General features: G+C 64.6%; 26 protein-coding genes and 26 tRNA genes. 5 read left to right on the top strand and 47 right to left on the bottom strand.

The features are described from left to right. Nucleotides 1-395: 395 nt before the first annotated feature. On the top strand, nt 396-1,280 hold the full coding sequence (locus E5P3_RS33370; protein WP_162590362.1) for a hypothetical protein: 885 nt from the start codon (nt 396-398) through the stop codon (nt 1,278-1,280). Nucleotides 1,281-1,345: 65 nt separating this feature from the next. Here the strand turns inward: E5P3_RS33370 and E5P3_RS33375 are convergent, their stop codons facing one another. The 29 genes from E5P3_RS33375 to E5P3_RS33515 form a co-directional block, all read right to left on the bottom strand. Beyond that, nucleotides 1,346-1,909 carry an HNH endonuclease gene (locus tag E5P3_RS33375; protein WP_162590363.1) on the bottom strand — a complete coding sequence of 188 codons (564 nt, stop codon included), beginning with the start codon at nt 1,907-1,909 and terminating at the stop codon, nt 1,346-1,348. A 52-nt stretch (nt 1,910-1,961) separates the two neighbouring features. After that, a tRNA-Arg gene (locus E5P3_RS33380) sits at nt 1,962-2,035 on the bottom strand. 103 nt (nt 2,036-2,138) lie between these two features. Further along, nucleotides 2,139-2,214, bottom strand: a tRNA-Met gene (locus E5P3_RS33385). A 57-nt stretch (nt 2,215-2,271) separates the two neighbouring features. Beyond that, nucleotides 2,272-2,358: transfer RNA gene (locus tag E5P3_RS33390), tRNA-Leu, on the bottom strand. Between the two features lie 17 nt (nt 2,359-2,375). Further along, a tRNA-His gene (locus tag E5P3_RS33395) sits at nt 2,376-2,449 on the bottom strand. A gap of 8 nt (nt 2,450-2,457) precedes the next feature. Then, a tRNA-Ile gene (locus tag E5P3_RS33400) sits at nt 2,458-2,532 on the bottom strand. 12 nt (nt 2,533-2,544) lie between these two features. After that, nucleotides 2,545-2,621: transfer RNA gene (locus tag E5P3_RS33405), tRNA-Asn, on the bottom strand. 37 nt (nt 2,622-2,658) lie between these two features. After that, on the bottom strand, nt 2,659-2,859 hold the full coding sequence (locus E5P3_RS33410; RefSeq protein WP_162590364.1) for a short-chain dehydrogenase: 201 nt from the start codon (nt 2,857-2,859) through the stop codon (nt 2,659-2,661). A 107-nt stretch (nt 2,860-2,966) separates the two neighbouring features. Next, nucleotides 2,967-3,042 (bottom strand) — tRNA-Arg (locus E5P3_RS33415). Nucleotides 3,043-3,053: 11 nt separating this feature from the next. Next, nucleotides 3,054-3,140, bottom strand: a tRNA-Cys gene (locus tag E5P3_RS33420). Between the two features lie 40 nt (nt 3,141-3,180). After that, complete coding sequence (locus tag E5P3_RS33425) at nt 3,181-4,242, bottom strand: RNA ligase family protein (RefSeq protein WP_232073621.1); 1,062 nt, start codon at nt 4,240-4,242, stop codon at nt 3,181-3,183. Nucleotides 4,243-4,266: 24 nt separating this feature from the next. Continuing rightward, nucleotides 4,267-4,340 (bottom strand) — tRNA-Gly (locus tag E5P3_RS33430). A 7-nt stretch (nt 4,341-4,347) separates the two neighbouring features. Then, nucleotides 4,348-4,432: transfer RNA gene (locus tag E5P3_RS33435), tRNA-Tyr, on the bottom strand. A gap of 9 nt (nt 4,433-4,441) precedes the next feature. Further along, a tRNA-Arg gene (locus E5P3_RS33440) sits at nt 4,442-4,518 on the bottom strand. A gap of 21 nt (nt 4,519-4,539) precedes the next feature. Continuing rightward, a tRNA-Ser gene (locus E5P3_RS33445) sits at nt 4,540-4,631 on the bottom strand. A gap of 18 nt (nt 4,632-4,649) precedes the next feature. Then, a tRNA-Ser gene (locus E5P3_RS33450) sits at nt 4,650-4,741 on the bottom strand. 17 nt (nt 4,742-4,758) lie between these two features. After that, nucleotides 4,759-4,852 (bottom strand) — tRNA-Ser (locus tag E5P3_RS33455). A 9-nt stretch (nt 4,853-4,861) separates the two neighbouring features. Further along, a tRNA-Phe gene (locus E5P3_RS33460) sits at nt 4,862-4,937 on the bottom strand. A gap of 5 nt (nt 4,938-4,942) precedes the next feature. Continuing rightward, a tRNA-Asp gene (locus tag E5P3_RS33465) sits at nt 4,943-5,018 on the bottom strand. A 9-nt stretch (nt 5,019-5,027) separates the two neighbouring features. Continuing rightward, nucleotides 5,028-5,103 (bottom strand) — tRNA-Ala (locus E5P3_RS33470). Nucleotides 5,104-5,111: 8 nt separating this feature from the next. After that, a tRNA-Ser gene (locus E5P3_RS33475) sits at nt 5,112-5,200 on the bottom strand. A 97-nt stretch (nt 5,201-5,297) separates the two neighbouring features. Next, nucleotides 5,298-5,373 (bottom strand) — tRNA-Pro (locus E5P3_RS33480). Nucleotides 5,374-5,387: 14 nt separating this feature from the next. After that, a tRNA-Gln gene (locus E5P3_RS33485) sits at nt 5,388-5,464 on the bottom strand. A gap of 50 nt (nt 5,465-5,514) precedes the next feature. Next, nucleotides 5,515-5,593 (bottom strand) — tRNA-Met (locus tag E5P3_RS33490). 28 nt (nt 5,594-5,621) lie between these two features. Further along, nucleotides 5,622-5,698: transfer RNA gene (locus E5P3_RS33495), tRNA-Glu, on the bottom strand. A 10-nt stretch (nt 5,699-5,708) separates the two neighbouring features. Continuing rightward, nucleotides 5,709-5,785: transfer RNA gene (locus E5P3_RS33500), tRNA-Thr, on the bottom strand. Nucleotides 5,786-5,816: 31 nt separating this feature from the next. Then, nucleotides 5,817-5,892, bottom strand: a tRNA-Trp gene (locus E5P3_RS33505). 8 nt (nt 5,893-5,900) lie between these two features. After that, nucleotides 5,901-5,985, bottom strand: a tRNA-Leu gene (locus E5P3_RS33510). 154 nt (nt 5,986-6,139) lie between these two features. After that, a tRNA-Gly gene (locus tag E5P3_RS33515) sits at nt 6,140-6,217 on the bottom strand. Nucleotides 6,218-6,661: 444 nt separating this feature from the next. Here E5P3_RS33515 and E5P3_RS33520 point away from each other — a divergent pair. Then, on the top strand, nt 6,662-7,228 hold the full coding sequence (locus E5P3_RS33520; protein WP_162590365.1) for a hypothetical protein: 567 nt from the start codon (nt 6,662-6,664) through the stop codon (nt 7,226-7,228). 25 nt (nt 7,229-7,253) lie between these two features. On the opposite strand, the gene E5P3_RS33525 is transcribed toward E5P3_RS33520, so the two are convergent. Beyond that, nucleotides 7,254-7,910: a DUF6988 family protein gene (locus E5P3_RS33525; protein WP_162590366.1), complete on the bottom strand. Its 657-nt coding sequence runs from the start codon at nt 7,908-7,910 to the stop codon at nt 7,254-7,256. Nucleotides 7,911-8,366: 456 nt separating this feature from the next. On the opposite strand from E5P3_RS33525, the gene E5P3_RS33530 reads away from it, so the two are divergent. After that, nucleotides 8,367-8,729: a hypothetical protein gene (locus E5P3_RS33530; RefSeq protein ID WP_162590367.1), complete on the top strand. Its 363-nt coding sequence runs from the start codon at nt 8,367-8,369 to the stop codon at nt 8,727-8,729. Between the two features lie 57 nt (nt 8,730-8,786). Here the strand turns inward: E5P3_RS33530 and E5P3_RS33535 are convergent, their stop codons facing one another. From E5P3_RS33535 to E5P3_RS33575, 10 genes are all read right to left on the bottom strand, one after another. Next, nucleotides 8,787-9,281, bottom strand: coding sequence for a hypothetical protein (locus E5P3_RS33535; protein ID WP_162590368.1), 495 nt, complete (start codon nt 9,279-9,281; stop codon nt 8,787-8,789). A gap of 109 nt (nt 9,282-9,390) precedes the next feature. Then, nucleotides 9,391-9,978: a hypothetical protein gene (locus E5P3_RS33540; RefSeq protein WP_162590369.1), complete on the bottom strand. Its 588-nt coding sequence runs from the start codon at nt 9,976-9,978 to the stop codon at nt 9,391-9,393. Between the two features lie 9 nt (nt 9,979-9,987). Then, nucleotides 9,988-10,866, bottom strand: a complete 879-nt coding sequence (locus E5P3_RS33545; protein ID WP_162590370.1) for a hypothetical protein — start codon at nt 10,864-10,866, stop codon at nt 9,988-9,990. Beyond that, on the bottom strand, nt 10,815-11,630 hold the full coding sequence (locus E5P3_RS33550) for a hypothetical protein (RefSeq protein ID WP_162590371.1): 816 nt from the start codon (nt 11,628-11,630) through the stop codon (nt 10,815-10,817). The genes E5P3_RS33545 and E5P3_RS33550 overlap by 52 nt, the downstream gene beginning before the upstream one ends. Then, nucleotides 11,627-12,301 (bottom strand): hypothetical protein, encoded by a 675-nt coding sequence (locus E5P3_RS33555; RefSeq protein WP_162590372.1) that lies wholly within the window; start codon nt 12,299-12,301, stop codon nt 11,627-11,629. Before E5P3_RS33555 ends, E5P3_RS33550 begins: the two co-directional genes overlap by 4 nt. 15 nt (nt 12,302-12,316) lie before the next feature. Beyond that, a complete protein-coding gene (locus E5P3_RS36280; protein WP_269474024.1) occupies nt 12,317-12,448 on the bottom strand; it encodes a hypothetical protein in 132 nt (43 codons plus the stop codon). Next, on the bottom strand, nt 12,445-12,858 hold the full coding sequence (locus E5P3_RS33560) for a hypothetical protein (protein ID WP_162590373.1): 414 nt from the start codon (nt 12,856-12,858) through the stop codon (nt 12,445-12,447). The genes E5P3_RS36280 and E5P3_RS33560 overlap by 4 nt, the downstream gene beginning before the upstream one ends. A gap of 92 nt (nt 12,859-12,950) precedes the next feature. Next, entirely contained in the window at nt 12,951-13,349 is a 399-nt protein-coding gene (locus tag E5P3_RS33565; protein WP_162590374.1) for a hypothetical protein, read from the bottom strand. A gap of 39 nt (nt 13,350-13,388) precedes the next feature. Further along, complete coding sequence (locus E5P3_RS33570) at nt 13,389-13,646, bottom strand: hypothetical protein (protein ID WP_162590375.1); 258 nt, start codon at nt 13,644-13,646, stop codon at nt 13,389-13,391. Beyond that, complete coding sequence (locus E5P3_RS33575) at nt 13,643-15,046, bottom strand: methyltransferase (RefSeq protein WP_162590376.1); 1,404 nt, start codon at nt 15,044-15,046, stop codon at nt 13,643-13,645. Before E5P3_RS33575 ends, E5P3_RS33570 begins: the two co-directional genes overlap by 4 nt. Nucleotides 15,047-15,362: 316 nt before the next feature. Here E5P3_RS33575 and E5P3_RS33580 point away from each other — a divergent pair, with 316 nt between their 5' ends. Next, on the top strand, nt 15,363-15,782 hold the full coding sequence (locus E5P3_RS33580) for a hypothetical protein (protein ID WP_162590377.1): 420 nt from the start codon (nt 15,363-15,365) through the stop codon (nt 15,780-15,782). A 32-nt stretch (nt 15,783-15,814) separates the two neighbouring features. Further along, on the top strand, nt 15,815-16,186 hold the full coding sequence (locus E5P3_RS33585; RefSeq protein ID WP_162590378.1) for a hypothetical protein: 372 nt from the start codon (nt 15,815-15,817) through the stop codon (nt 16,184-16,186). A gap of 291 nt (nt 16,187-16,477) precedes the next feature. On the opposite strand, the gene xseB is transcribed toward E5P3_RS33585, so the two are convergent. The 7 genes from xseB to E5P3_RS33615 form a co-directional block, all read right to left on the bottom strand. Continuing rightward, entirely contained in the window at nt 16,478-16,687 is a 210-nt protein-coding gene (gene xseB, locus E5P3_RS33590; protein WP_162590379.1) for an exodeoxyribonuclease VII small subunit, read from the bottom strand. A 12-nt stretch (nt 16,688-16,699) separates the two neighbouring features. Continuing rightward, nucleotides 16,700-17,179 carry an exodeoxyribonuclease VII large subunit gene (locus E5P3_RS36035; protein WP_232073622.1) on the bottom strand — a complete coding sequence of 160 codons (480 nt, stop codon included), beginning with the start codon at nt 17,177-17,179 and terminating at the stop codon, nt 16,700-16,702. After that, on the bottom strand, nt 17,137-18,465 hold the full coding sequence (gene xseA / locus E5P3_RS33595) for an exodeoxyribonuclease VII large subunit (RefSeq protein ID WP_232073624.1): 1,329 nt from the start codon (nt 18,463-18,465) through the stop codon (nt 17,137-17,139). Before xseA ends, E5P3_RS36035 begins: the two co-directional genes overlap by 43 nt. Before the next feature lie 250 nt (nt 18,466-18,715). Beyond that, on the bottom strand, nt 18,716-19,057 hold the full coding sequence (locus E5P3_RS33600) for a hypothetical protein (protein WP_162590380.1): 342 nt from the start codon (nt 19,055-19,057) through the stop codon (nt 18,716-18,718). Next, nucleotides 19,054-20,955: a hypothetical protein gene (locus E5P3_RS33605; RefSeq protein ID WP_162590381.1), complete on the bottom strand. Its 1,902-nt coding sequence runs from the start codon at nt 20,953-20,955 to the stop codon at nt 19,054-19,056. Before E5P3_RS33605 ends, E5P3_RS33600 begins: the two co-directional genes overlap by 4 nt. Nucleotides 20,956-21,076: 121 nt before the next feature. Further along, nucleotides 21,077-21,676 carry a LuxR C-terminal-related transcriptional regulator gene (locus E5P3_RS33610; protein WP_232073662.1) on the bottom strand — a complete coding sequence of 200 codons (600 nt, stop codon included), beginning with the start codon at nt 21,674-21,676 and terminating at the stop codon, nt 21,077-21,079. 258 nt (nt 21,677-21,934) lie between these two features. After that, complete coding sequence (locus tag E5P3_RS33615; RefSeq protein WP_162590383.1) at nt 21,935-23,182, bottom strand: site-specific DNA-methyltransferase; 1,248 nt, start codon at nt 23,180-23,182, stop codon at nt 21,935-21,937. Nucleotides 23,183-23,289 lie beyond the last annotated feature (107 nt).

A 23,289-nucleotide genomic window follows, 5' to 3' on the forward strand; every position in this document is an offset into this window, starting at 1 on the left:
CATGTCTGCCGCCAGCCACCGAAAAGCGCCGTTTGAGGAGCTTTTCGAAGGGGCGACGTCAGGCTGCGCGAGCGGGGCCGCAGCGTAAGCAACCAGGCCGAGGGTGGAAACGGAGCGGGCCCATTGACGCATCATCGCTCTCCGGTATTCGCGTGATGGTGCTCAATGGTTCGAGCGGAGCGCAAGCGCTGCTTCGCGCGCGCAAAGCAAAGTCAGCAGGGCGGCCTCTTCACGGGGCGGATATGGGGAATCAGACCGGGTAGGAAACTGTTCGGGGTGGGGAGGTTCTCGGGCATCTTGGAAGATTCGCTGCCAAAATCTCGGGGGCGAAAACAAAATCGCGAAAATAGTGGGATGCGGGCGAGAATTTACGCATCAACGAAGGAGATTCCTCGATGTCCCGCTACGAACTTCCCGCCATCGGAGCCTGCTACGACGAGTGGCGCCTGTGCAAGTCACCGACTTTTGCACCCACACCTCGCCAGCGCCTGGTGATGGAGGCTGCCGAGCGGGCGATCGATGCCGGCCTGTTCTACAACGTAGAGGTGAACGCGGCGGTTGCGAAGGACCTGGGCGTGACGCAGGAGCAGCTGGCCCGCAACACCCAGCGGGTGGACGGCGGTGACTTTGCCTATGACGTCTACTTTGCGCGTAGCGCGGTCGAGGCGATCCGGCACCACCGCAAGCTCGTGGCCACGGCCCAGGCCTTGGCGTTCCAGCCCGGCGACAAAGTCGGCGCGCTGATCGTCAACGACGGCAAGCGCAATACAGGGATGGTCATCACTAAGGTGGGGGCCGACGGCATCGAGCTGGAGATCGAAGGCAAGCGCGCCGGCAAGCCGATCGGGCTGCGCACCAACGTGGGTGCCGTCGCGAGCGCCATCGCCAACGCGTTCGATCGCGGCGCGCGTAAGGACACCTACGATGAGTTCAAGCTCGCCCGCCTGCGCCACACCGCGGGCGCGCTCACCACGAAGGTTGCCGAGCGCCTGGCGCTGTTCGGCGCCCACGAGCTCGGCGAGGCGGATTTCCTCGCGGACCTCATCCGGCCGGATTCGATGTCTAAGCCGGTGTTCCAGGCGCTGCAGTCGATGGAGGAGTCCCTGGACCAGGCCGTAGCCCGAGGCGAGGACTGCTCGGCGAGCTTCAATGCCATCCATGGCGAGGTGGTGCGCCTTCTCGATGCTGCCCCGTGGACGATGCATCCCGACTACGGATGCGTGCTGGCCTCCGAAGTCGAGGAGTCGGACCGGCAGGCCGTGGCCGCACCGGCCGGCTGACCACTCTGCCCGGTCAATGAAATAGGGGCGTCCCTCTCAAGGAACGCCCCTTTTGCTTACTGGCATCAGCACAGCCGAGACCCCTTCGGCAGCCGGCTCGCCAGCCACTCGTGCACGTCGGCCCGCACGTTCCGGCCTGCCAGAAGGAAGTCCTCGAAGCGGCTCGGCACGTAGGGGAGGTACACCAGCTTCATGCCGGCTTCCTCGGGGGTACGCGCTGCCTTGAGCGAGTTGCATGCCTTGCATGCGCTTACGCAGTTCATGAAGTCCCAGGCACCGCCGCGGCTCTCCGGGAGGATGTGCTCGACGGTCAGGTCCTGCTCGCGGAAGCGCTGCGCGCAGTAGGCGCACGTGTGGCGGTCGCGCACGAACAGCTTGCGTCGGCTGAAGGCCGGCGCCTGGTCGAACAGGTTCACTTTGGCGCAGCCCTTCAGGGCAATGATCGGCGAGATGTCGATGCGGGACTGAATGCCGCGCGCCACATTGAAGCCCCCGCGCATCGTGGCCAGCGGCCCCGCGCCGTCTTCCCAGACGACGGCGCCGGTGGCGTAGTGCGATGCAGCTTGCTCTTGCGAGATCCAGGCCTGCGGCGTTCCCTGGATGTCGAGCTGTAGGACTTGGGGCTTCATGGGGCGGCCTCCTTTCATGGCCGAGGTTGTGGAAGATCTCCTGCGTGATGGGGCCAGCCGGCTGGATCCGCCCCAGCGACCTCGCGCTTCGGAGGCGCGCGCGCTGTCTGACTGCGCTGCGGCTGAAATGTGTTGGTGCACGACCCCGGCCTCGAACCGGGATGCCCTTTCGGGCACGACGCCCTCAACGTCGCGCGTCTGCCTATTCCGCCAGCCGTGCAGGTGTGTCTGGTGGTGCTGGATGGGAACGATCCATCGACCCCGTCCGTATGAAGGACGTACTCTGCCGACTGAGCTACAGCACCCGGCCGGAAAAAGGAATGAAGCAGCAGCAGCAGCGAATGAAAGGGGCAAGCGCCAAGTGGTCCCCGAGATCCGATTCGAACGGATACGCCCTTGTGGGCCGCTGCGTTTGAGGCAGCCGCGTCTACCGGTTCCGCCACGCGGGGAAGTGATGTGCGAGGGATGGGGCGACTGCCGGGACTCGAACCCGAATCAGCGGGATCACAACCCGCGGCTCTGCCCTTGAGCTACGGCCGCCATCGAACTGGTAGCTCTTGACGATTTTGAAACGTCGACCTATCGGTTATCGACCGATTGCTCTGCCTCTGAGCTAAAGAGCTGGGGGGGAAAGGTGGCTCCTCGACCTGGGATCGAACCAGGGACCTGCGCATTAACAGTGCGCCGCTGCTGCCAGCTGAGCTATGGAGGAATGATCTGAGGACGTGGCGGCGCGCAGCCGCCACGGGCTACCACTCGCCGACCTCGCGCACGCGCTGATCGAAGTCGAGCTTCTCGAAGCGTTCGCGAGCTCGCTCGGCGTCCCGGTGGCGCTTGCCCGTCATCGTGCCGAAGCCGTGAACGACGGCCTGCACGACGGGGTTGCGGGGCTTGGAGCCAGGCACCGCTTTGCGGTTCGCCGGCCGGCGATGGCTGGTGGTGAGTCGCATGTGTGGTCCTCCAATCGGCGAGATGGGGTGGTGGATCGATGATCTCTGCGAATCGGAGATCGGGGTGAGATTTTTCAGTGACGCACGTCACGCGACGGGCGTAAGGCTGGCGCCCTGCGGACCATTCGAAGGTCCATCTGCCGCTTAGGAGGCGACCGCTCTATCCAGTTGAACTAGCAGGGCAGTGGTGGTGATGGAGCCGCGAGTCGGGTTCGAACCGACGTGGAGCAATGCTCGCCGGGTTTGCAATCCGGCGCCTTCGACCTCTTGGCTATCGCGGCAGATCTGGGTAGGCGAAATGGGACTGCGCCGGCCCGGCCATCAAGCACGAGCAGGGACAGTCTCTGTGGCGACGCGCGCCAGGCCGTTCGGGATGATCCTTTGGCCATGCATCCAGTGCGCGGTCGTCTGCACGTGATTCGCGCGAACGACCTTTGCGACATGGGTGCGGAACTGCCCGTAGCTGATGGCGTCCGCGACGGTGATGACGTAGCCCTCGCTGCGCGCCCAGTCCCGCTTGCTGTCGTACAGCCCACGAATGAGGCGCTCGTCGTAAATCCCGTCGTAGAGTACCGGGACGCTCACGATCCCGAGCAGCTCGAACCATTCCTTGGTTTCGTCCCAGCCCAGGCGTGTGTTGCATTCATCCCAGATCGAGAAGCCCATGAAGTAGCTGGGGAGGTCTCGATACTCGATCGAATGACGCGCATAGAGGTTCTCGCCGCACAAGCGCCAGCCTGGCGGCAGATCGGCGGCGATGCGGGCCCAGACCATGCCCTTCACCCAGTTGCGGCTGTCATGATGGCGGCCGTCAACGGAACGGGCATGCATGCCGTCCGAGTAGAGCGTCGTGTTCTCGCCGTCCTTCTTCTCGGTGACGATCACGCGCTTGCCGACGAAGGCGTCCATGCTGGCGATGCGGCGATCGTCGCCGTGCATGCCATCCGACCACGGGGCGTGATGCGTGCGCGGATACTTGATCCTGTCGCTGAAGTCGCCGAGGACGCCGGCGGATGCCAGGATCTTCTGCACGCTCTCGTCGAAGAAGAGCTCGCCCTTCAACCTGGTGCCGTTGGCCATGACCGGGTTGCCCCACTTGTCATAGACCTGGTCGTCGTAGAGGTGCGAAGGGATCACGGGCTTGCGGATGCCGCAGGCGTCGCGCACCATCTCCACCGAGATGGTTGTCATCTCGCAGGCCAGGTGATGCTCCTCGCAGACGGAGGCGCCGTTGGCGAGGTAGTAGCCGCCATCGGCCCAGAGCCGACGCTCGAGGATGTGGTGGGCATCCACGGCACGCCGATCGCAGAACACACAGCCGTGACCGTCCCTGGAGAACACGGCGTCGCGGAATGCGTCGCGCGTGAGAAGCCGCGGTTCCATGGTGGTCCTCCTTGGGAATGTGGATGGAGCGAGCCGCGGGAGTCGGACCCGCCTCTACGCCTTGGAAGGGCGCCGCCTAACCGCTCGGCCAGGCTCGCGTGTGGATGGTGAAGCGCCAGGGTTTCGAACCCCGTATGTCAGAGACGCCGGATTTACAGTCCAGTGCAGTCACCCATGCTGCTCGCGCTTCAGGTGTAGGTGGTCCCGCGCACACGGCTCGAACGTGCAACCCCCGGCTTCGTAGGCCAGTGCTCTATCCAATTGAGCTAACGCGGGAGGGAATGAGGTTGTGGGTGATGGCGGATGCGGAGCGAGTCGAACGCTCGTGACGGCTTGCGCCATCCATCTGATTTCGAATCAGCGCCCTTAGACCACTCGGGCACGCATCCAGGGGAGGTTGAAGAGGTTGGAGGAGAAGAGGGGATTCGAACCCCTGTGCCGCATTCCTGCGACCACCGCATTTCCAATGCGAGCCATTGAGCCGCTCTGGCACTTCTCCGCGGATTGACGGAAGGCTGGAGGAAGACGCGGGATTCGGACCCGCGACCGAGGGGTAAGCCTCGATACCTGGGTTCAAGCCAGGCGCAATAAGCCGCTCTGCCAGTCTTCCGGCTATTGGTGGTGCAGCCCCGAGGTGTCGAGCCTCGCCCTCCTGCGTTTCAGACAGGCGCTTCCACTGGGTTAGCTTGAGCTGCGAGGTTGGCGCTCCGAGGGGGGATCGAACCCCCGGCTTCCTCCTAGACAGGGAGGCACTCTCGCCGCTGAGTTATCGGAGCCCTGTTGATTGGTGGAGAAGATCGGGATCGAACCGATGACCCTCTGCTTGCAAAGCAGGCGCTCTCCCAGCTGAGCTACCTCCCCAGGGAAACTGGCGGGGCGTACTCGATTCGAACGAGTGGGCCGCGTGAGCGACCACGGCTTAGCAAGCCGCTGCCTTGGACCTCTCGGCCAACGCCCCGGTATGGTGTCCGGTTACGAGTTCCGGAGTCCGCCCTATCTTGCGGCCGGTTTCCGCGAGAGGACGATCTGTGCATCGCCCAGTCTCGCTTCTTGTTTGGTCGGGGTGGCAGGTCTCGAACCTGCGGCCTGAAGCTCCCAAAGCTACCGCGCTACCAGCTGCGCCACACCCCGGCGTGCGAACAAATTGGCAGACCGTGCACGATTCGAACGTGCGGATGCCGGAATCAAAATCCGGTGCCTTAACCAGCTTGGCGAACGGCCCATGTGCTTCGAAGTCAACGTAGAGTCGTGAGAATCAACGTCGGCTGATATTGGTTGCGCGAGCCAGATTTGAACTGGCGATCTCGAGCGTATGAAACTCGCGGGGACGACCAGGCTCCCCCATCGCGCGGAATTTTGACGAACGATGCGTCTGTAACTGGAGTCGCGTGCGGGATTCAAACCCGCGTCTACGGGCATGAAAGGCCCGTGTCCTGGATCGCTAGACGAACGCGACGTTGTGATCGTGGTGCCCAAGGTCTCGATTCGAACGGACGACCGTCTCCTTACAGGGGAGCTACTCTGCCAGCTGAGTTACAAGGGCGGGGGGCGAATGCGGTTGGTGCGACGGGGTGTGGCGGGCATCACAGGAGTCGAACCTGTAACCTCCGGTTTTGGAGACCGGCGCTCTGCCAGTTGAGCTAGACACCCGAATTATTTGGTCCCCTGAGAAGGCCTCGAACCTTCATGCCTTGCGGCGCCGCGCCCTGAACGCGGTGTGTCTGCCAATTCCACCATCGGGGGATGAATCTTCCATTTCGGTTGTGTCTTCACGCGATTCGAGCGCTTGCGCACTCACGTCGACATCGCTGCACGATGGTTGGGTCCAGACCATGCACATCCCCCCAGGCCGCCGACGCGGTTGGCCTCTGAAGGTGCTGCAAAGGCACACCCGAAATGGAGCAGCACGGAGGGCTTCGATCCCTCGGCCTCAACGTTGGCGACGTTGCGCTCTTCCTGGCTGAGCTACGGCTGCATGTTTTGCGAGTCGGAGGCCCCACCAGTGAGGGGCGCGGCTCGCGGCGAATTTTTAAGGATCACCCACCGGCGCCACTCGGCGGGTGAGTTCACGGCAGCGCGATCACTGCTGTGGCGGCCGGCACGCATGCCATTCGCGGTTGTGTGCGGATCGAGATCTGCACGGGGGAAAACAAAAAGGCCCGGATTCGATTCGGAATCCGGGCCTCTGGTGAGAGAGCTTGGAAGGTAAGCGCCTACGCGCTACCTCCACCCGGGTGCAACTGATCCTCATACTGTCCAAGCCACAAAGCGGCCGGGATCGATTGAATGGAGTTCAGTTGCGAATGCATCTTGGATGTCGTCAGACTGCGACCACCACAAAACGCGACGCGCACGAACGCACGGCCCGATGCGGGTCGAACGTTCAGTGAGGTCAGGTTTGCTTTCACGATGGTTCCAGTTGCTGGCGAAGTTCTCGATGAATCGATGTTGGGTTGAAGAATCGGGACGAAGCAAGTTCGTCGATGGGTGTAATGTAAACCCGGTTTACACTGCCGTGCAATCTTTTTTTCGGGCGTTGTGTTTTTTTCTCAACATGGCGGCGCGCGCACTTCGTTCCACCGCCCCTACTGCCTCCAGCATGTCACTTTCCACCATTCGTCGCAACAACGTTCTCATCCTCTTCGGGGAGTTCGTCGCCGAGCAGGCAGTGCAGGGAGTCCAGCCGCTGGGCATGGCCGAGCGGTTCGCGAAGAAACTGCAGATCTCCGCGAGCATGTGGACGCAGATCAGGTCCGAGACGACGCAGAGGAACATCTCGGACAAGCTGGCAAGGCAGATCGAGGCCGCTTGCGCCAAGCCCCAGGGGTGGATGGATTTGGAGCAGCCCGCGACGGGGCCTGAAGTGGACCACGGCGAGGAGCGCTTCATCGAGCTGGCGCGCCGCGCCTACCGTAGCCAGAATGCGCGCGGCAAGCGGGCGTTGCGCACCCTGATGGTGGAGCACACGAAGCCGCCTGAGGCGTGACGCAGCGGCCGGGAGCTTGCTGCGTTCAGGTGGGCAGCATCGGCGTGATGCAGTCCTCGAACCCCTGGTGCACGTAGTTCATTCGCCGCGCGAGCACGCTGTCTCCTGACAGAATCGCCAGCAACATCGCGCCGATCGTCACCAGGCCGTTCGAGCACTCCACGAGCTGGCGCACGAGCTGAACCGGGTAGCCCTCCTCATGGCGGCGCAGCGCATGGATGCCGCCGTGCACGAAGGAATTGAGGGCGTTGCGCTGCATCTTGTTGAACTGCCCAAGCATGACTGCCGGGGCGTTCGCAGCTGGCACGGTCGCGGCCACCTTCGCAAGTGCCTTGATCATGTCGGTCGCCATTGGCAGGCCGCGCGCAGCCTCCTCGCTCTCTTCGGTGAGCGGCGCACCGGCGAGGGCGACCTGGGTGTCGCTCGCCGCGAAGAGCAGCCAGGCCGAACGCGTTGTCGCTTCGAACTGCATCCGCATGGTCGGCACGGCCGAAGAGACAAAGCCGCCGGCGACCAGCAGGCGCAGCGCGCGGGCATGCTCCAGTGAGAGGGATGCGGCTGTGACGCTCAGGCCCATTCGCAACCTGTCGGGACCATACACGGGGTAGCTATCGGAGTCGAGCATCCGGACGATGGTGTCGTCAAGCTCTTCCGAACGGCGTAGGATCTGCTCGATGGGCATGGTGCGAAGGTCTTTCGTCGTGATAGCGGATTATTTTCGAGTTGCCCTTACGGATCGCTTTCCTGCTCCGTATTCTGGTCCTCATGAGAACGAAATCCATGAACCGCTTCTTCCTCGTCGCCATGCTCTTGGCCAGTGTGTTTGCAGCCGGCTGCGAGTCCGACGAAGCCAAGAGCTGGCGCGAGCTGAAAGAGGCTCGGAGGCGCAGGACAAGGCCAAGGCTGCAGAGGTGCCCGCTTGGCAGGATCCCGAGTGCATCAGGCAGAAAGACGCTCGCTTGAGGGGCGAGATCGGGCAGGAGGGGATGACCGAACGCTGCAGCCGCGCCTTCGGCTGGTCCATCCCCGCGCCGGGCGGGTCCGGTGGATGAGCGCAGCCACGACGGGGGCGTCGCCCCCAAGCAAGGTTGCCCCCACCCCAGCGATGCGGACGGCGTTCGCATCCCTGCTTGACCGTGTGGGCGCCAGCCCCTTTCGTCGCCAGGATCTGCACGCGCTGATCTATCCCCTGACAAAGTCCCGCGACAGGGAACGCACGAGCGTCATCGCCGACGGGCTGATCCGGGAAGCTGCGAAAGCGGGCAAGGTCGTGCGCCATGGCCATCTCCACTGGGTCAAGGTGCAGTCTGGTCGCACGCTTCGCTCGGGGCGAGAGGTTCCCGAGCAGCGCGAGGTGTGCGAGCTGAAATTGTCCACCCGGGTGCCCAGCAAATGGGTGGCCGTTGACATGGAGACCGGTGAGGCTTGGGTCGGCACGCCCGGGGGCTGGGCGCGCGCAACGCGAGAGCGGGCAGCGGAAGCAGTCAAGTGCCTGGGCTGAGCAGCGCTGCGATGGCGCGCCGCGCTGCCTGGCCGAGCGACCCCCGCGCTTTCAGGGCTAAGGCCTGTGGGCCTCGGCGCCTTCAAAATCGGCGGCATCTTGCCCATCGTCGTCGAGTGCCGTGAGGATGGCGGCATTCGGATCGAGGTCGCGCCGGACCAGGTCGGCCAGACCACCTGGACCCATTGCCTCCAACGCCCCGTCGTATCGATCGTTGGCGCGCCCCCAAACCTCACGGCGAGCCTTGTCCGGATGATTGCAGAGGCTTTGCACGCGGGCCATCTCCTTCGCTCGCTCAACCAAGTTCTGTGTGGCCTCGGCCGAGCCGCCTCCAACTGATCCCTCCGCCCGCGCGAGGGATCGCTCGGCCAGCGCCGCGATATTGCGCGGCCCCAGCTCGAAGAGGTTCCAGTCGTATCGGAAGCGAGCGTCCCTGAGCGCTCGACCAAGATCCTCGCCGCGGGCTTCGCGTTCAAGGACCGCCGCATATGCAGCGGCGCTCTCGATCAGCCGAAGCTTCAGCTTGCGCCAGTAGGTGGGCGTTTGGCTCATGGCGATCAGCCGCGGGGGACGCGGCGTTCCGTTTCCCCGTCGGCCTCGATCGCCGCCGACGCTCCCGGCCGAGCCGAAAGTCGAAGCTCATCCCCGGCGATCTCGCGCGCTAGCGCCGTGGCCAGCCGGGCGTTCGGTCGCGGCGCGCCGCGTCGAAGTCAAGGCCCGTGAGATCCAACGCGATCCGCGCCACTTCATCAAGCGCGCCTGGAGCCATCGTCGAGAAGGTCATCGTGTCCTGCGCTGCCAGTTCGGCGACCGACACGCCCGGCGTGCCAGGCGGCAGATCGATGTCCTTGAGTTGCTCCTCAATGGCGCATCGAGCTCGGCGGAAGCGGAACTCGCCGAGCTGGTCGGCGGGCCCGGCTTGCACCACGAACTCGCGGGAGTCCTCGTTGCTCGTGTCCTCGTTCAGGAGGGTCGCGGCGAAAGGCTCGGCAGCCAATTCCCCGATGGCCAGCACCAGCGGCTGGAAGGTGTCTGTAGCGAAGCCGTGCGGGCATTCGCACGTGATCTGCAGCGTGAAAAGCTGCGTCGAGACGTCGTAGGCGACGCCCGTCTCATGCAGGTCGAAGTCGTCGCCGAGCAGTTCGTAGCCGCGCCAGTCGAGGAAGTCACGGCACGTGGCCTCCACCTGTTCGCGCGTGACATCTGTCCGCAGGGTTGCCTGGACCCGTGCATATGCGTTGAATCCCATGTCCGTCTATCAGCCCCGGGGGGCGCTCGCTTGATCGGTGTTGCCCTCGTTCTCCGCCACCGATGCCGCAACGGCGTTGGCGCGAGCCACAGCCTCCTTTCGCACGCGCCCGAGTCCGGACTTCACGAGATCGAGAAGCGCCTCAAAGTCGGCGCCCTCGGGCGGCCTGCCCGCGCCGGCGTTCAGGCCCGTATCGAACTCGTTCACCGCGCGCATGACCCCGCCTGCGGCGTCCAGCACGCGCTCGGCAGCGCCGTAGCCCGGGCGGGGATGCAGGATCAGCTCGTCGCCGGCAATCTCGCGCGCGAGCAGCACTGCCAGGCGCGCGATGCGATTGCGGCGAGCTCCGTCCAGCTCCAGGCCCACCAGGTCGACGGACACTCGAGACACGGCTTCCGTTTGGTGGCCATCCTTCGGGAAGGCGGCGATCGTCATGCACTCGCGCGTGGCGATGTCCTCCAGCGGCCAGCCGCGGGCGCTCAGGGGCAGAGCGATGTCCTCCACTCGAAGGCCCCAGCGCGCAGCGCGCGATTTGTACTCGGGGATGAGGTGAGCGGGGCCGGCGATGACATCCGTGTAGCGTTCCTCGGCGTCGCCCGTATCCTGATTCTCGAGCGTCGCTTCGAAGGCGTCTTCAGCGAGAGCGCCGACAGCCTCTACGACTGGAAGGAACACATGGTCGTGGAAGTTGTAGCCCGCCGTGATGTCTGCGCGGACGATCAGGATGCCATCGACCAGCGCGGCCAACCTTTCCTCCATTGGATCGTCGTGGTCGAGGAGGTCAAACTTCGCATCGTCCAGCCGGGGCTGGAGAGCTGCCTTGACAGCCTCCTTCGTTACGCCATCGCGGATGGTGACTTCAAAACTGACTCGTGCGTCGTATCCCATGCTATTGATTCCTCAGCCCCATGGGGCGCTTGCCCTGCGGTTGTGAGCTCGGTCTCGGCTGCGTGGTCTCCGAGGAGGTACAGCTGCCGGGCCCGCTCGATGATTTGGTCGGCCCATTCGGAGTCAGCGTCCAACTGCTCCGCCGAGCAGCCGTGGGCAAGGGCTTCGGTGATCAACTGGTCCCGCGTGACCACGCGGCCGCCGGTGAAGTCGCTCTCGCCCTGCCAGTCGAAGGTGCGGCCGCCGGCGCGCACGTAAGCGTGCGTGAAGCCGTCCCGCAGGACGATCTCGCTACCCGGTCCCAGCGCTGTGCGCAGCGCCAGCGCCATGCCCCAGCAGCCGTCTTCCTCGAAGTGCCATCCAGCCTCGGCCTGGTCGCTGGCGGCCTGGAGGTGCTCGACGAAGCAGGTCGGAGCGACGGCGTGATCCACGATGCCGATCTGCTCGGGCTCAAATGCGACCCAGACCCGTTCGTGGGGCATGTACATCCCGTCGAAGCCGCGGGCCTTGAGCGCAGTAGCGGACTGGTCGGCCTGCTGGCTGTACGGCACGTCCAGCCCGTAGCGGATGATGGTCCAGGGGTTCCTGATGTCCACGCTCGCGGCGATCACGCGCGGCTCGCCGGCCTTGCGGATGCGCTGGTAGGACGCGGCGGAGTTGAACTGTTCCGCGAAGAAGATGCCGCGCGGGTTGGGCGCGAACGCGTCGAACGTCGCGCTTGTGCCGTGGAAGACAATTGTCGGCGGAATGGGGCGGGCGCTCATCGAGGGGAGTCCAATTCGACCTCGGTCTCGTGCGGCCCTTCCCGGTACTTCTGCGTGTACTCACGCACCTGCTCGTCGGTGTACAGGAAGGAACCGTCCAGGCCGAACTCCTCGCAGATGGCTTCCCATTCATCGGCGTCCGGCATGTTCGGGTCTTCGGCGAGCAGGCCCTCGGCAACGCAGCGGCCGAATAGAGCTGACTCGAAGTCGGCCGTCTCGGAAAGCTCGTCCATCTTGAAGAGCAGCGAGCGGGCCGTTTCGCGGGTCACCTTCGGCGCGGGGTCGAGGTTCTGGGCGTGCTCCAGCACGTCGGCCACTGCCCAGCCCTGCGTGGTCCGGAGGTCGGCGAACTCGGCCACGGCCTTGAGAAGGCGGTCGTGAACCGGCCCACCGGGAACCTGCCCGGCGGCTTGGAGAGCGGCGTCGATCAGGTCGTGCACGGGCTGCAGCTGCGGCAGCACCGAGGTGGCGCCCACGGTCTTGCTGATCCGCGGGGTGGCGGGCGTGAGCGGGCCGTAGACGCGATGCTGAAGATCGAAGACGGCGATCGCCGCGGGGCTTGCGGCGAGCGGCTCGAGCGCACTGAGGGACGGTTCGAGGACGCGATGGGCGAAGTCTTCGGAGACCTTCCCGTCAAAGCGAACCGAAAGCTCACGTTCGGAGGGCATCATCACCCAGGTGCTCTTCTACTCCAGGTCCGCCGCAGCGACGGTGAGCTTGAAGTAGTCGGTGAGCGGACGAACGGCGGCCTCGACATCCGCGCGGGTGACTCCCTCGCGCAGCGGGACGGTGAAGATGGAGTGGGCCAGCCAGGTCATGCGCGCGGCGCCGCAGGGGCGTCCTGTACGGTTTCATCGTGCTGCACCTGGCCCGCGGCCGGGTGCACGGCGTTCAACATGCTCACGGCGAGGGCGAACGGGTCGCGGCTTTCGATGAACTCCATCGAAGCCGAGCGGGCGACGATGGTCGCCACTCCTCGCCCCAGCTCGGCGGGGGGCAGGTTGAACTGCTTTGCCGTGCCTCGGATCGCGATCTCGGCGTTGCCGGGCTTCATCCGCGCGGCGCCGGCGATCGCGAGCTTGGCTTTATCCTCGAGAACGGCCTGCATGACTTCCTCGATCGAGTGGTTCACCCGACCGAGGAACATGTTGTCCTGGCCGTTGAACTTCGTGCAGAAGCTCTTGGCGGCCGTGCGCAGCGACTTGCCCTTGAAGAGCTCGCGCGTCACGTACTCGATAGTCATGAGGGAGACACTGGAAGGCGGGGCCGCGGAGGGGGCGGCAGCGATGAGGCTGGACATGTGCTCTTTTCCTTGGAGGGTCAGCCGGCGTACCCGGGGGCGTTGGCGGCTTCGCTGAAGGGGTGCTTGGCGAGCACGCCTTCCTCGATGAGCCCTTCGATGACGCGCTCGCGCATGTCGTCGTCGGCGACGTGGTGGAGGGCGCCGAGCCATTGCCGGCAGGCGGCCGCGCAGATCTCGTCCGTCTGCTCGACCACGAACTGGAGGGCGTCGCCGTCCTGCTCAACGGCCGCGAGGACGACGGCCGGGCTGGGCTCGGCAATGAGCTGCAGGGCACGGCCTTCGCTCCGAACCGCTGCGAGCTTCAGCTCCTCGGTCCATTCCCGGCGTGGAATGGTGCGCAGGAGGCAGCCGTTGTACTTGACCGCTTCGATCTGGCGGGCGCAGTAGGTGTCGGTGGTTTGAAGAGCGGCGTTCATCGGGGTGATGTGGGATTCGGGGCGGGGCGGGAAGGCGGATCAGCCGCGCACGGTCGGCGCGGCGCAGGGCTCTTCGGGCGGGTTGAGGGCGGCGTCCGCGTCGGCGCGGATGTGGGGCGGGACGGCGAGGCGATCCAGCACGTAGCCTTCGTTGTCGCGGATCTGCAGGGTGCTGCCGTTGGGCTTGCAGGAGACTTGCATGCCGAGGACCTCGACGGTCTCGCCGGGCGCCACGAGACGCGAAAGGGCAGCGGTCAGAAGGTCGCGGGCGATCAGTTCGGTGAGCATCTGCGTCATCCCCGTGGCGCTTCGGCCAGCTCTTCCGGCTCCTCTTCCGCCTCTTCTTGCTGGTCTTCCTCAGCGAGGTGCCAAGGGAAGTTGCAGGCGTCCATCTTTAGGAGCACAGTGGCGACTTCGGTACCAGATTCGCGGAAGGTGCCCGCCGGGATGTCCTCCGCGTCGGCCTGGGCCGCGTCCATGAAGTCACGGAATGCTGTGGCGGCAGCGGTGTTGCGGTGCTGGTAGCTGGGGCTCGTGATGGCGATCAACACGCCGTCGGGCTTCAGAAATCGCGCGGCATGCTCGACGTGCCTGACGTCCTGCAAATTCCCGAAGGGCGGATTCATGATCACGGCGTCGTAAATGGGCGCTGGGTCCGTCGCGAGGAAATCGCCGTGGATCACGTCGGTCAGGCCCGCGGCCTTGAGCTTGGCAACGTTTCGGTCCAGGAACTCGCAAGCCGTGACGTTCTGTGCACCCACGATGGCCGCGGCGCGCAGCGCGAGGCTCCCATCACCGGCGCTCGGCTCGAGCACCTTCATGCCGGGGGCCAGGCCCGCCATGGCCACGGCCCGATCGGCCAAGCCGGCAGGAGTCGGGAAGAAGCCAAAATCCTTGGCGGTGAGGTACTCGCCCGAGGCGATGACGGCGGCCACGGCCTCGTCGGCGGCACCTTCGAAGACGTGGGCCCGCGTCTTGCCACCTTTCCAGGCGCCACCCAGGTCTTTCAGCACGGCATTCACGCGCTTGTAGAGCTTGGGGTCGAGCTGTTCCGGCCCGAGGAAGAACTTGTTGTCCTCGGTGCGCCCGGCGCGTAGGACCGCGAGCACGTCCTTGTCGATGCGGCGGCCGCGCGATCCAGCGGCATCGGGCAGGGCGGCGCCGTCCAGCGTGAGAGCGGGGGCAACTGCTTGTGCAGGTGCGACCGCGGTGGGCGCACCGCCGGCAGAGCGACCCATAGCCCTCGCCGCGTTCGGCTGGTCGGCCAGGGCTTCGGCTGGCGCGATCTGCGCTGCGGGTGGCTGCATGGTCGACTGGATCTTGTTCAGGAGCGAGCCGATTCGCGCATTGCCGGCGGCAAGGGCCGGGACCTCGCGTGCGTGCGCGACGACCGGGCCGGCTTTGAACTCGGGCAAGGGCAGACGACCCTCGAAGCGGGCGCGAAGCGTCTCCATCTGCTCATCGGAGACGCCGCCGAGTAGCCGCGAGCCGAGGATGTGCTGGTACTTCAGGTACAGGTCATGCGCGCCATCGACTCTTTCGACGAGTTCGACGTAGTAGTGGCTTGCGGCCGTATCGTTGCCGACGACGTGGTACAGGGTTTCGCGACCGAAAAGGCTCATCAGATCGGGCGTCGCATCGATACCGCCGAATGCGCCCTGGCGCCACTTGCCGTTGTTGGGCAGGCTCAGCCACATCTGCGACTTGATGGGACCGCCGGCAGTCTGCGATGGGGACGCGCAGACCCGTTCGAGAAGGTCGGCAACCTGGGAGTCCGTAAGTATGGGGCGGCGGCGGAAGAAAGCATCGCGGGAATTCATGTCCGCGATAGTAGATAGACACGAATCTAAAGGGTGAGATGATTTAGCCTGTGTGTTTCACGCACTAAGCCGAAAGTAGCAGCTGCTCGTTTGCTTGTGAGAAAAAATCGGTGACGAGGGAGGAAGTCCGGGGCGCGAGGTCTTGGCAACGGTCGGTGAGTAACATACCGACACAACCAAGAAGGAGAAGACCTTGCCAATCCAAATCGTCGAGAACGAGCACAAAGAGATCGAAGTTGCCTTCGAGGATGGTAAGAAGCGCAGGTACTACCCTGGATGGCAGGTGATCTTGGACGTGCACTCTATCCAGGAGGCAATGCAGATCCAAGACGAAACGGATGAAGGCGTCCAGGCCAAGCGGTACATCACAGGCACCGCGGTGCTTCAGGACCGCGACATTTCCATCATCGGCGAGCCCGACAAGAAGACCAGAACCCTTGAGCTGGGCATCTGGGATCGGGAAGTTCCGCTCCGAGACGACGGTGAACAGCCTGGTTTCTCAGCCCGGCTGGCTTCGCCAACATCGGGTTCAACAGGGCCGATTGGGAGCACGGCACCAAGGATCAGTGGTACGTCGCGCTGTACCTGCCCAAGGCAGCGTTCGAGCCTCTGATTGCCGCGATCGCAGAAGGCAAGGTCGCCAGCATGATCCTGGTGCTGCGCCTAAAGGTATTCACGACCCATCACCCGATGGCACCCGGCGCCCGCAACGAGAACTTGTTCTTGCGGCCGGCAGACCCAGGCGATACCTTGGACTGGCCGAAGCACGCCAACGGGTACGTGAACAGCATCATCACGAAGAACACCCTTCACGCCATCGCGCCCCCTCCGGAGCCGGACCCTTACGTATCCGAAGATGAGCCGAACACGGAAATCCCGGCTTCCGCACTGATCCCAGCCGACCCCGTTGCCGCCGCAGTCGTGGCCTTGAGCGCGAACGTAGAGAAGCTCAGAACATCCTTGAAATGGGGCGCCGGCCTGATCTTCGTCGCGCTACTCTTCCTGGTCGGGAAGTGACCCGTTTCCTGTAACAAGCCTTGGGGCACTTTCAATAGCTCTACTGAAAATAGAGTTTGCCGATGGTCGCAACCCCCATGCTGGAGTAGAGGGAGGCGCCTGCTAAGCGGCGCGTTGCCTGTGCACCGTGGATAAGGTAGCTGCGTCTTCTTGCCTTCCTGGCAAGCGACGATGGCGTGAGACGATCTTGGAGGGAGCTTCCAGCCGACGCGATCAAGCCGCCGCCTCGCTTCGAGCTACGAGGCGGCCCGTCGGCGCCTCCCTCCGTCGCTTGCGGCCGCGCCGCTCTCCTCACTCGATACCGTTGACGCCGGCCCCCTCAAGCGCAGCCTTGAGGGCTTCCTCCACCGCGTCGATGCGCTTCGTGCAGACCTTGTAGGCAGCGACGGATTCGGTCACGATCTTGAGCAGATCGTCGATATTGGGCTCTTTCTGCTCACGTAAGGTCTCCGCGTGCTTCTGGAGCACGTCGTACGCGGTGCGAAAGGTCTGCTGTTCCATGCTGGATGTCCTTCACTTCGGTTTGCCGGAACGCGCAGCCATGGTGCCGTCCCGGAACTGGATTTCAATGGGCTGCTCTGGCGCGGCCTGCGCCAGGCTGGTGATGGGCTGGCCCGCTGCGTCGCGGACGATGGCGAAACCCCGATTGAGGGTCTTCTCGGGGCCTTGCCCGGTGACCTCGCGGATCAGCGCTTCTGAGTTCGCGCGGGCGCGGCTCAGCGTGGTTGTGGCCCGCTCACCCATCACCGCGAACTGGGTGTCCGCCTGGCGCCGCGCAGCGCGCGCGCCGGCGCTGGCCCGGTCGAGGACGGTGTTGAGCGCGAGCCGCGAGCTGCTGCGGGCTTCCGCCAGGCCGGAGGTGGCGCGAGCCTGTACCTCGGCCATGTGCTTCGGCACGAGCTGGCGCGCGGTGGCCACCTGGGCCGCGGCGCCCTCGCGCACCTGGGTCATCAGCCGCAGGCTGTCCCGGCCGGCCTGGTGGACGTCTCGCACGGCCGCCAAACCGATCGCATTATCGCGTCCCGGCTCTTCTGGCGCACGCGCGCCACGCTTGCGGTAGCGTCCGCCGCCACCTGGCCATGGGCGCGCTCAACGGCCGCCCGCATCTCGCGAACCGCCCGCGCTGCGGCGCCCATGATCGCATCGGAGGCGGCCTTGGCCTCGCGCGCCCGGCGGGCGATGAGCTTCTCGATCGCGCCGATCACCTTGCTGGGCGTGTCGAACTTCGCGAATGCGACCTCGTCGAGGATGGTGCTGTCGCGTTCGTGCCCGATGCCGGTCAGGACCGGGAGGGGCTGATCGCAGATAAATCTTGCCAGGTCGTAGTTGTCGAGCCATGCAAGATCGTTCACCGCGCCGCCGCCGCGGATGATGGCGATCGCATCGGGCAGGTCATCATCCGCTGCGCATTCGTCCAGCGCGGCCGATAGCGCCGCGACGATCTCGCGGGCCGCACCTTCGCCCTGGAAGCGACTGTGCACGTAGGTGAAGCGGCAGATCCCGAACTGCGCGAGGCGATCGGATTCCTTGCGGAAGTCGCCGAGGCCGGCCGCCTCGTGCGGCGCAACGACCAGCACCGAGGTGAAGTCCCACGGCGGTGGCACATGCTTGTTCTGCTCGAAGACGCCCTCGCGCTGCAGGCGCGCCCGGATCTCCCTCTTGCGGGCTTCCAGATCGCCCAGCGTGTACTCCGAGTCGATGGCATCGATCTCGAGGCTGAAGCCGTACTGGGCCTTGAAGGTTGGCCTGGCGCGAACGAGCAGCTTGATGCCCGCGGCGATCGAGGCGCCGGTGGCGCGCTCGAACTCGGGCAGGATCTTGCTCGCGACGTTTGCCCAGATCATGGCGTGCGCCTTTGCGAGCACCTGGCCGGCCTTGTCCCGCTCCGACACTTCGAGGTAGACGTGGCCACTGCCGAGCTTCGCGTTCACGACTTCGACCATCGTCCAGACGCCGCCCTTGAAAGCCTGTGCGATCGCGGTGGCCACGCCACCCAGCAGGCGCGACAAGGGGATGCCCTTCGCCGTCGGTGCTAGCTCGCCGCCGGCTGGGACGGCGACCTCCCGCGGGGCGAACAGGTCCGAGGCGTTGGCCGACGGGGCTGCTGGCACCGCGGGCGAGCCGGTGGTGGTCGGCAGGTGGTCCCACTTCGCGAAGGCCGACAGATCTACATCGGGACGAACCCACCAACGTCGGCACTCGGGGTCATAGCGCGCGCCCAACGCCTTCGCGGCATCTTTCTCCTTGAAGGGGACGTTGAGGTAGTGGCGCTCTTCCATGAGGTGATTTTCGGGCATTCCGCCAGAAGAAACTCGGCGCGAGAGACGTTCCTCAAGCCTCGCTGGATCAGACCTTCATGAACGACCCGGTCCAGACTGGTTTTCAGCGCAGTCCTTCCATGACGGCGAACTCCCGGTGACCTTCAACCGCCAAACCTGCAGCCTCCTCAATGAGTTTGTGACTTAGCCGGATCAGCTGCGCGACAAGTTGAGATTTCCCAGTTTGAATCCTCTGGCCGCGCCCATCGCTTTAGGGGATGAGAAGGAGGATCGCCCTCATTAGGCCAATGAGTTTGCGGGGATCGCGGGCAGCCCAGAAGAATATCCTTGCCTCGCCTTCGTCGCGCAGCTGATCGAAGGTGCGTTTGCTCTGAAAGTCGTGAACGAGCAGCATCCCGGTTTCGGGGTCAGTCTTCGCCTGCATCGGGTAGAACTCGTACACCATCCTCATGTCGGCGACCGCAATCCACCAGGCCCCTTCGCTGGCGCCGACGCCGTCGCCCAAGAGTGACCCTCTGTAGGTCTTGAAATCACCATAGGAGTGAAGAAACAGCGCGTTCTTCAGGTCTTCGGGACCCGTTTCAGCTGTCATTGTTCAGTCCCTTGCATCGCCCATGGCCACAAGGCTGTCCATCGCGGCGCTGGGGCGTAGAGGTACGGATAGGTCTTCATGGCATCAGCGAGTGCTTCAGGCTCCGCGGACTTGTCAGTCTTGAAGTGCTGGAAGATCGCCTTGTTAGAGGCCGTGCCGCCAACGGACCGAAGGAAGTCGATCAGATCGCGCTCCACCGGCCGCCAGGCCGCCCAGTAGTCCGACTTGGGCTTGTGCATGAGCGCGAGCGATGCGTGGCCGACCCTGCGCATCTTGCCCGATGCAGCCAGGGCCTCGAGTAGCACCTCCTTCTCGACGAGCCCCGCCTCTTGCCCTCGAAGCCTTGCGCGAGCGGAGAGGATGTCTCGGGGCACTGCTCTGAGCATGTCCAGCGCCTCGACGACCTTGTCGATGGGCACGGCATGGGGCCAGGCCGCGTGGAGCATTTGTTCGACGATGCCAACGATCTGGCTTGCGCCGATGACGACGCCATACCCGGGCAGATCGAGCCAGTGCACGGCACTCCACTCGTTCAAGATCTCCCGGATCAGCATTTCCTGGCGGGAAGTCTCGAAGCGCTTCCCGAAAGCGGCGACGATCTCTTCAAGCCGGAACGCGCCCCTCGCAGCCGTCAGATCCCGGGCCAGGTCACACACGTCGAGGACGCTGGAGAGCTGGATGTCCTGATTCCAGTAGAACAGGTCGCAGGTGCGGCCATCGAGCGCCACCGGGACGTTGTCCATGCGTCCTAGCTTCACCTGAGCAACGTCTGTCATGAATCGCGCCACGCCGATGACGTTCGAATCTCCGACGACCGGCCCGAGCCGCGTCCGGAGGTGGCGAGAGCCCATGAAGGGCAATGACGTGAGGTGATCCGCCATCTCCGCCAAGGCCGGCGAGTAGAAGGCGGATGCGCGGAATGGCGCGGTGATTGTCCCGAGCTTGCGGCGGAGATGGAATGTGTTCGGGGGCGCGGCAGCTGACCAGAAATGCGGGTCGAACTTGCCGTCCTCGGAGACCCCGAAGGCCCAAAGGAGGCTCTCCAGCGTCCACGGCTTGGGGGAGGAGGTGTTCGCATGAAGCTCCCGCAGGATCCAACGAATCTCCTGCGTGATATCCATATTCTCCAACGCGTTGAGCTGGGTCTCGAGGATCTTCGCGAGGTCCGTTGCGCCAGGGATGATGCTGCGCGAGAGCTTCCCGATGACGTGATCCGCATCGAAGATCTCCGGTCGGTTCAGGGACACCACCTTGTGGGCCTCGAAGAGCAGCCAGCCGAGCCGATAGTCGTCGCCCTTGATCGTGTGGCCTGATTTCGATCGAAGCCGCAGCGCGTCGTCCTGGCGCTTGCGGCGCTCCATTTTGTTGGCCGGTGGCGTCAGCAGCAGTTTTGCAGGACGTCTGACCGGAGGCGATCCAGGCTTCGGCCCTCGTGGGGCCGCCGGCGGCGCGTCTTCATATCCGATCGTCACCCAGTCCGTTTCGGTGAACTGATTCTGATACTCAGGCTGCCGGGTGCCGGGGTCCGGGCGCAGCGCTTTCACTAGGCGGCTCAGGCTGGTGTCGACCCACACGAGAGCCTGATGCAGGGTGTACCGCAAGGAGCCCAGTGAGACCTTCAGTCCGGGGGGCGAGAGCTGCGCGAACAGGATCTCAGAAGTGCTCAGGTTCACGTGTGCCCGCCCGAGCGAGTTCGGAAGCTTGCGGGCCGCCAGCATCTTTGTGAGGCGGGCGGCGAGAACGATCTCGCAGTACTCAAGCTCGCCCGGAGTCAGGCTGGCAACGAAATCCGGGTAGGCGAGACGCTCCAATAGCACTGGCGCTCGCTTCGTCGGGAAAACGATCCTCCAGGGCAGTCCGTAGGCGATAGCGGGCGGCAGAGGAAGGAGGGTAGCCATGGCGCGGAAGGATACTGACTTTTCGCATATAGCGAAATTCAGGTGCGCGCTTTTTTCAGCCCGAATCCCAACTGATTCGCCTCGAACTGACCCCGCTTGCCCAGGGCGGGTGCCACGACTTTCAGTCGAGAAGGTGGTTCTGGCGAAGTACGAATAGAGCTCGCGCTCGATTATTCACGCCAAGCTTCTGATACAGACGCCAAAGGTGGATCTTGACGCTGGGCGCTTCCAAGCCGAGTGCCGTCGCCATTTCCGCGTTGGTGAGGCCCCGATCCATCAACTGCACGATCTGGCGCTGGCGTTCGGACAGCTTGAACGCGGGGGCTCCGGATGAGATGTCGTCCTCTGAGCGGGGTCCCACGGCCAGAAGGGTCTTCAGGGCTGCGACGTACTCATTGCGGCCGCTCGCCTTCTCGATGTAGATGTCCGCGCCAGAGTTGATGCAGATCTCCTCCATCGCGCTCGCCGGGTGCGTAGAGAACACTGCGATCCGCGCGTCGGGGAACATGGAGCGGACCTTGGCAACACCCGCATGGGAGTCGTTGTCCGGGAGGTTGATGTCGATCGAGACCAGGTCTGGCGGCCCGTGATTGATGACGGCGGCATCGAGTTCGGCGAGGCTGGCCAGCTCGACTATGTTCGCGCGTGGTCGCAGGCGCTTCATGGCCATGACGATGGCGTCCAACAGCATCGGATGATCGTCGATCGCGTAGATCGTCATCGCCACGAAAAAAGCCCTCCTGACCCCTCGCATCCGGGGCGGCAAAAGTTGAATGTGGTGTCGTTGCCGACGTTCGCTGCAACGGCTCTGCTGCGGCGTGAAAGGAGGCGTTCTGTCCAGGCGATCTGCTCGAAGGATGATGCCAGTGCGGTGCGATCGCGTCCTTTCCGGTGCGGAGTCTCGCGTAGAACTGGCCGGGCCGCCCCTTCCAGCGGGAAAACACCCCCGAGGAGCGCGAACATTTGCGCGGTTTCGCCATCAGTTGCGACCCGCTGAGGCAGGCGGCTCCCATCCTTCCAGATCGAATGAGGCACGGAAGCCCGGGCGATCGCTCATGCGCAGGCCGCCGCCGGCGGCGTACTCGGCCATCATCTCCAGGATTATCCAGCGGTAGCCGGCCTCGTCGCAGGCCATCGCCGTCGAGCCCCAGCCGCCAAAGGGATCGAGCACCAGGCCACCGGGCGGTGTCAGGAACTCGACCAGCAGCTTCGCCAGCTTCACCGGCATCAGGGCGCCGTGCACCGGGAGACCGTGCGCCTTCGCCTGCTTGCGGGTCTTCTCGACCTCCCTACTGACATGGGCGATCGAGATCACGTTCTTGGGGATCTTCCCGGCCGTGGCGCTGCCAAATGAACCGGGCCGCAGCTTGAACGCCCCGTCGCCGTAAGTGGCAGTGCGGGCCTCGCCGCCGGCGGCCAGCAGCTGGGCGTGGCGCTTCGAATGGGGCTGCAGCACGCGCCGGTTGTCGGCGACGCATCGCACAGGGTCGTTGCAGAAGATCAGCACCGGCTCGTAGCCGACGTTGAGCTGCTGGCGGGTGATTGACGCCCAGTAGGTCGGGCCTAGGAGCTTGGACGGGTTGTGCCAAACCACGCGATCAATCAGATGCAGATTCAGGCGGGTATGCAGCGCCAGTGTGAGCCTCTCGACATACATCGAGCGGGCAGGAGACTTCGACAGGAAGATGTCGATACTGACATTCAGCGCGATGCAGCCCCCGGCGATCAGGTTCTTCAGGAGCGGCTCCAGCGCGCCGCAGATGAAGTCGACGTACTCGGTCTCAGAGCAGTTCCCGTACGCGCGCGCCTCGCGCAGCGGGTACGGCGGCGAGGTGATGATCGCGGAGATCTGGTCCGTGAGCTTGCCCGCAAGCGTCTCGGTGCGCGTCCAGATGGCGAGGCCCAGGTCCGTGCTGAAGGCGACGAGGGCTACGCCCTCGGGGGCTGGTGTCAGGGCGCCGTCCTTCTGCGCCTTTGGCGTGAGGCGCCAGCGGCCCCTCTGACCGGGGACTCGCTCGAGGAGGCCCAGGCGCCGCAGCGTCTGCTGCTGCCAGCGAATCTTCCGGTGTTCCAGGTTGTGCGGTGCGCGTGCGCGGCCAACCGGCTTGCGCTCGCCTTCAACCAAGTTCAACGCCTGGTAGAGCGCGGCGTTGGTGATCCCCTCGTCGTCGATCTGGACGTTGCGATACGCCGCAAGCACGGGCTCGAAAAGGTCTGGCTGCTGCATCGAATTGTGGCCTGCGAAGTTGCTGTTACTGCAGAACAAGATCGCACAATCGCACTGGAACCCGCAAGGACAGCGAACGAAAATGATATGGTCGGTTGCCGCCGCCT

The organism is Variovorax sp. RA8 (assembly GCF_901827175.1).
Lineage (GTDB): Bacteria > Pseudomonadota > Gammaproteobacteria > Burkholderiales > Burkholderiaceae_C > Variovorax.

Coding starts and splice junctions, on each gene's coding strand:
- E5P3_RS33370 (WP_162590362.1), top strand. CDS start 396: ATGTCCCGCTACGAACTTCCCGCCATCGGAGCCTGCTACGACGAGTGG.
- E5P3_RS33375 (WP_162590363.1), bottom strand. CDS start 1,909: ATGAAGCCCCAAGTCCTACAGCTCGACATCCAGGGAACGCCGCAGGCC.
- E5P3_RS33410 (WP_162590364.1), bottom strand. CDS start 2,859: ATGCGACTCACCACCAGCCATCGCCGGCCGGCGAACCGCAAAGCGGTG.
- E5P3_RS33425 (WP_232073621.1), bottom strand. CDS start 4,242: ATGGAACCGCGGCTTCTCACGCGCGACGCATTCCGCGACGCCGTGTTC.
- E5P3_RS33525 (WP_162590366.1), bottom strand. CDS start 7,910: ATGCCCATCGAGCAGATCCTACGCCGTTCGGAAGAGCTTGACGACACC.
- E5P3_RS33535 (WP_162590368.1), bottom strand. CDS start 9,281: ATGAGCCAAACGCCCACCTACTGGCGCAAGCTGAAGCTTCGGCTGATC.
- E5P3_RS33540 (WP_162590369.1), bottom strand. CDS start 9,978: ATGGGATTCAACGCATATGCACGGGTCCAGGCAACCCTGCGGACAGAT.
- E5P3_RS33545 (WP_162590370.1), bottom strand. CDS start 10,866: ATGGGATACGACGCACGAGTCAGTTTTGAAGTCACCATCCGCGATGGC.
- E5P3_RS33550 (WP_162590371.1), bottom strand. CDS start 11,630: ATGAGCGCCCGCCCCATTCCGCCGACAATTGTCTTCCACGGCACAAGC.
- E5P3_RS33555 (WP_162590372.1), bottom strand. CDS start 12,301: ATGATGCCCTCCGAACGTGAGCTTTCGGTTCGCTTTGACGGGAAGGTC.
- E5P3_RS36280 (WP_269474024.1), bottom strand. CDS start 12,448: ATGACCTGGCTGGCCCACTCCATCTTCACCGTCCCGCTGCGCGAGGGA.
- E5P3_RS33565 (WP_162590374.1), bottom strand. CDS start 13,349: ATGAACGCCGCTCTTCAAACCACCGACACCTACTGCGCCCGCCAGATC.
- E5P3_RS33570 (WP_162590375.1), bottom strand. CDS start 13,646: ATGACGCAGATGCTCACCGAACTGATCGCCCGCGACCTTCTGACCGCT.
- E5P3_RS33575 (WP_162590376.1), bottom strand. CDS start 15,046: ATGTGGCTGAGCCTGCCCAACAACGGCAAGTGGCGCCAGGGCGCATTC.
- E5P3_RS33585 (WP_162590378.1), top strand. CDS start 15,815: ATGATCCTGGTGCTGCGCCTAAAGGTATTCACGACCCATCACCCGATG.
- xseB (WP_162590379.1), bottom strand. CDS start 16,687: ATGGAACAGCAGACCTTTCGCACCGCGTACGACGTGCTCCAGAAGCAC.
- xseA (WP_232073624.1), bottom strand. CDS start 18,465: ATGGAAGAGCGCCACTACCTCAACGTCCCCTTCAAGGAGAAAGATGCC.
- E5P3_RS33600 (WP_162590380.1), bottom strand. CDS start 19,057: ATGACAGCTGAAACGGGTCCCGAAGACCTGAAGAACGCGCTGTTTCTT.
- E5P3_RS33605 (WP_162590381.1), bottom strand. CDS start 20,955: ATGGCTACCCTCCTTCCTCTGCCGCCCGCTATCGCCTACGGACTGCCC.
- E5P3_RS33610 (WP_232073662.1), bottom strand. CDS start 21,676: ATGACGATCTACGCGATCGACGATCATCCGATGCTGTTGGACGCCATC.
- E5P3_RS33615 (WP_162590383.1), bottom strand. CDS start 23,182: ATGCAGCAGCCAGACCTTTTCGAGCCCGTGCTTGCGGCGTATCGCAAC.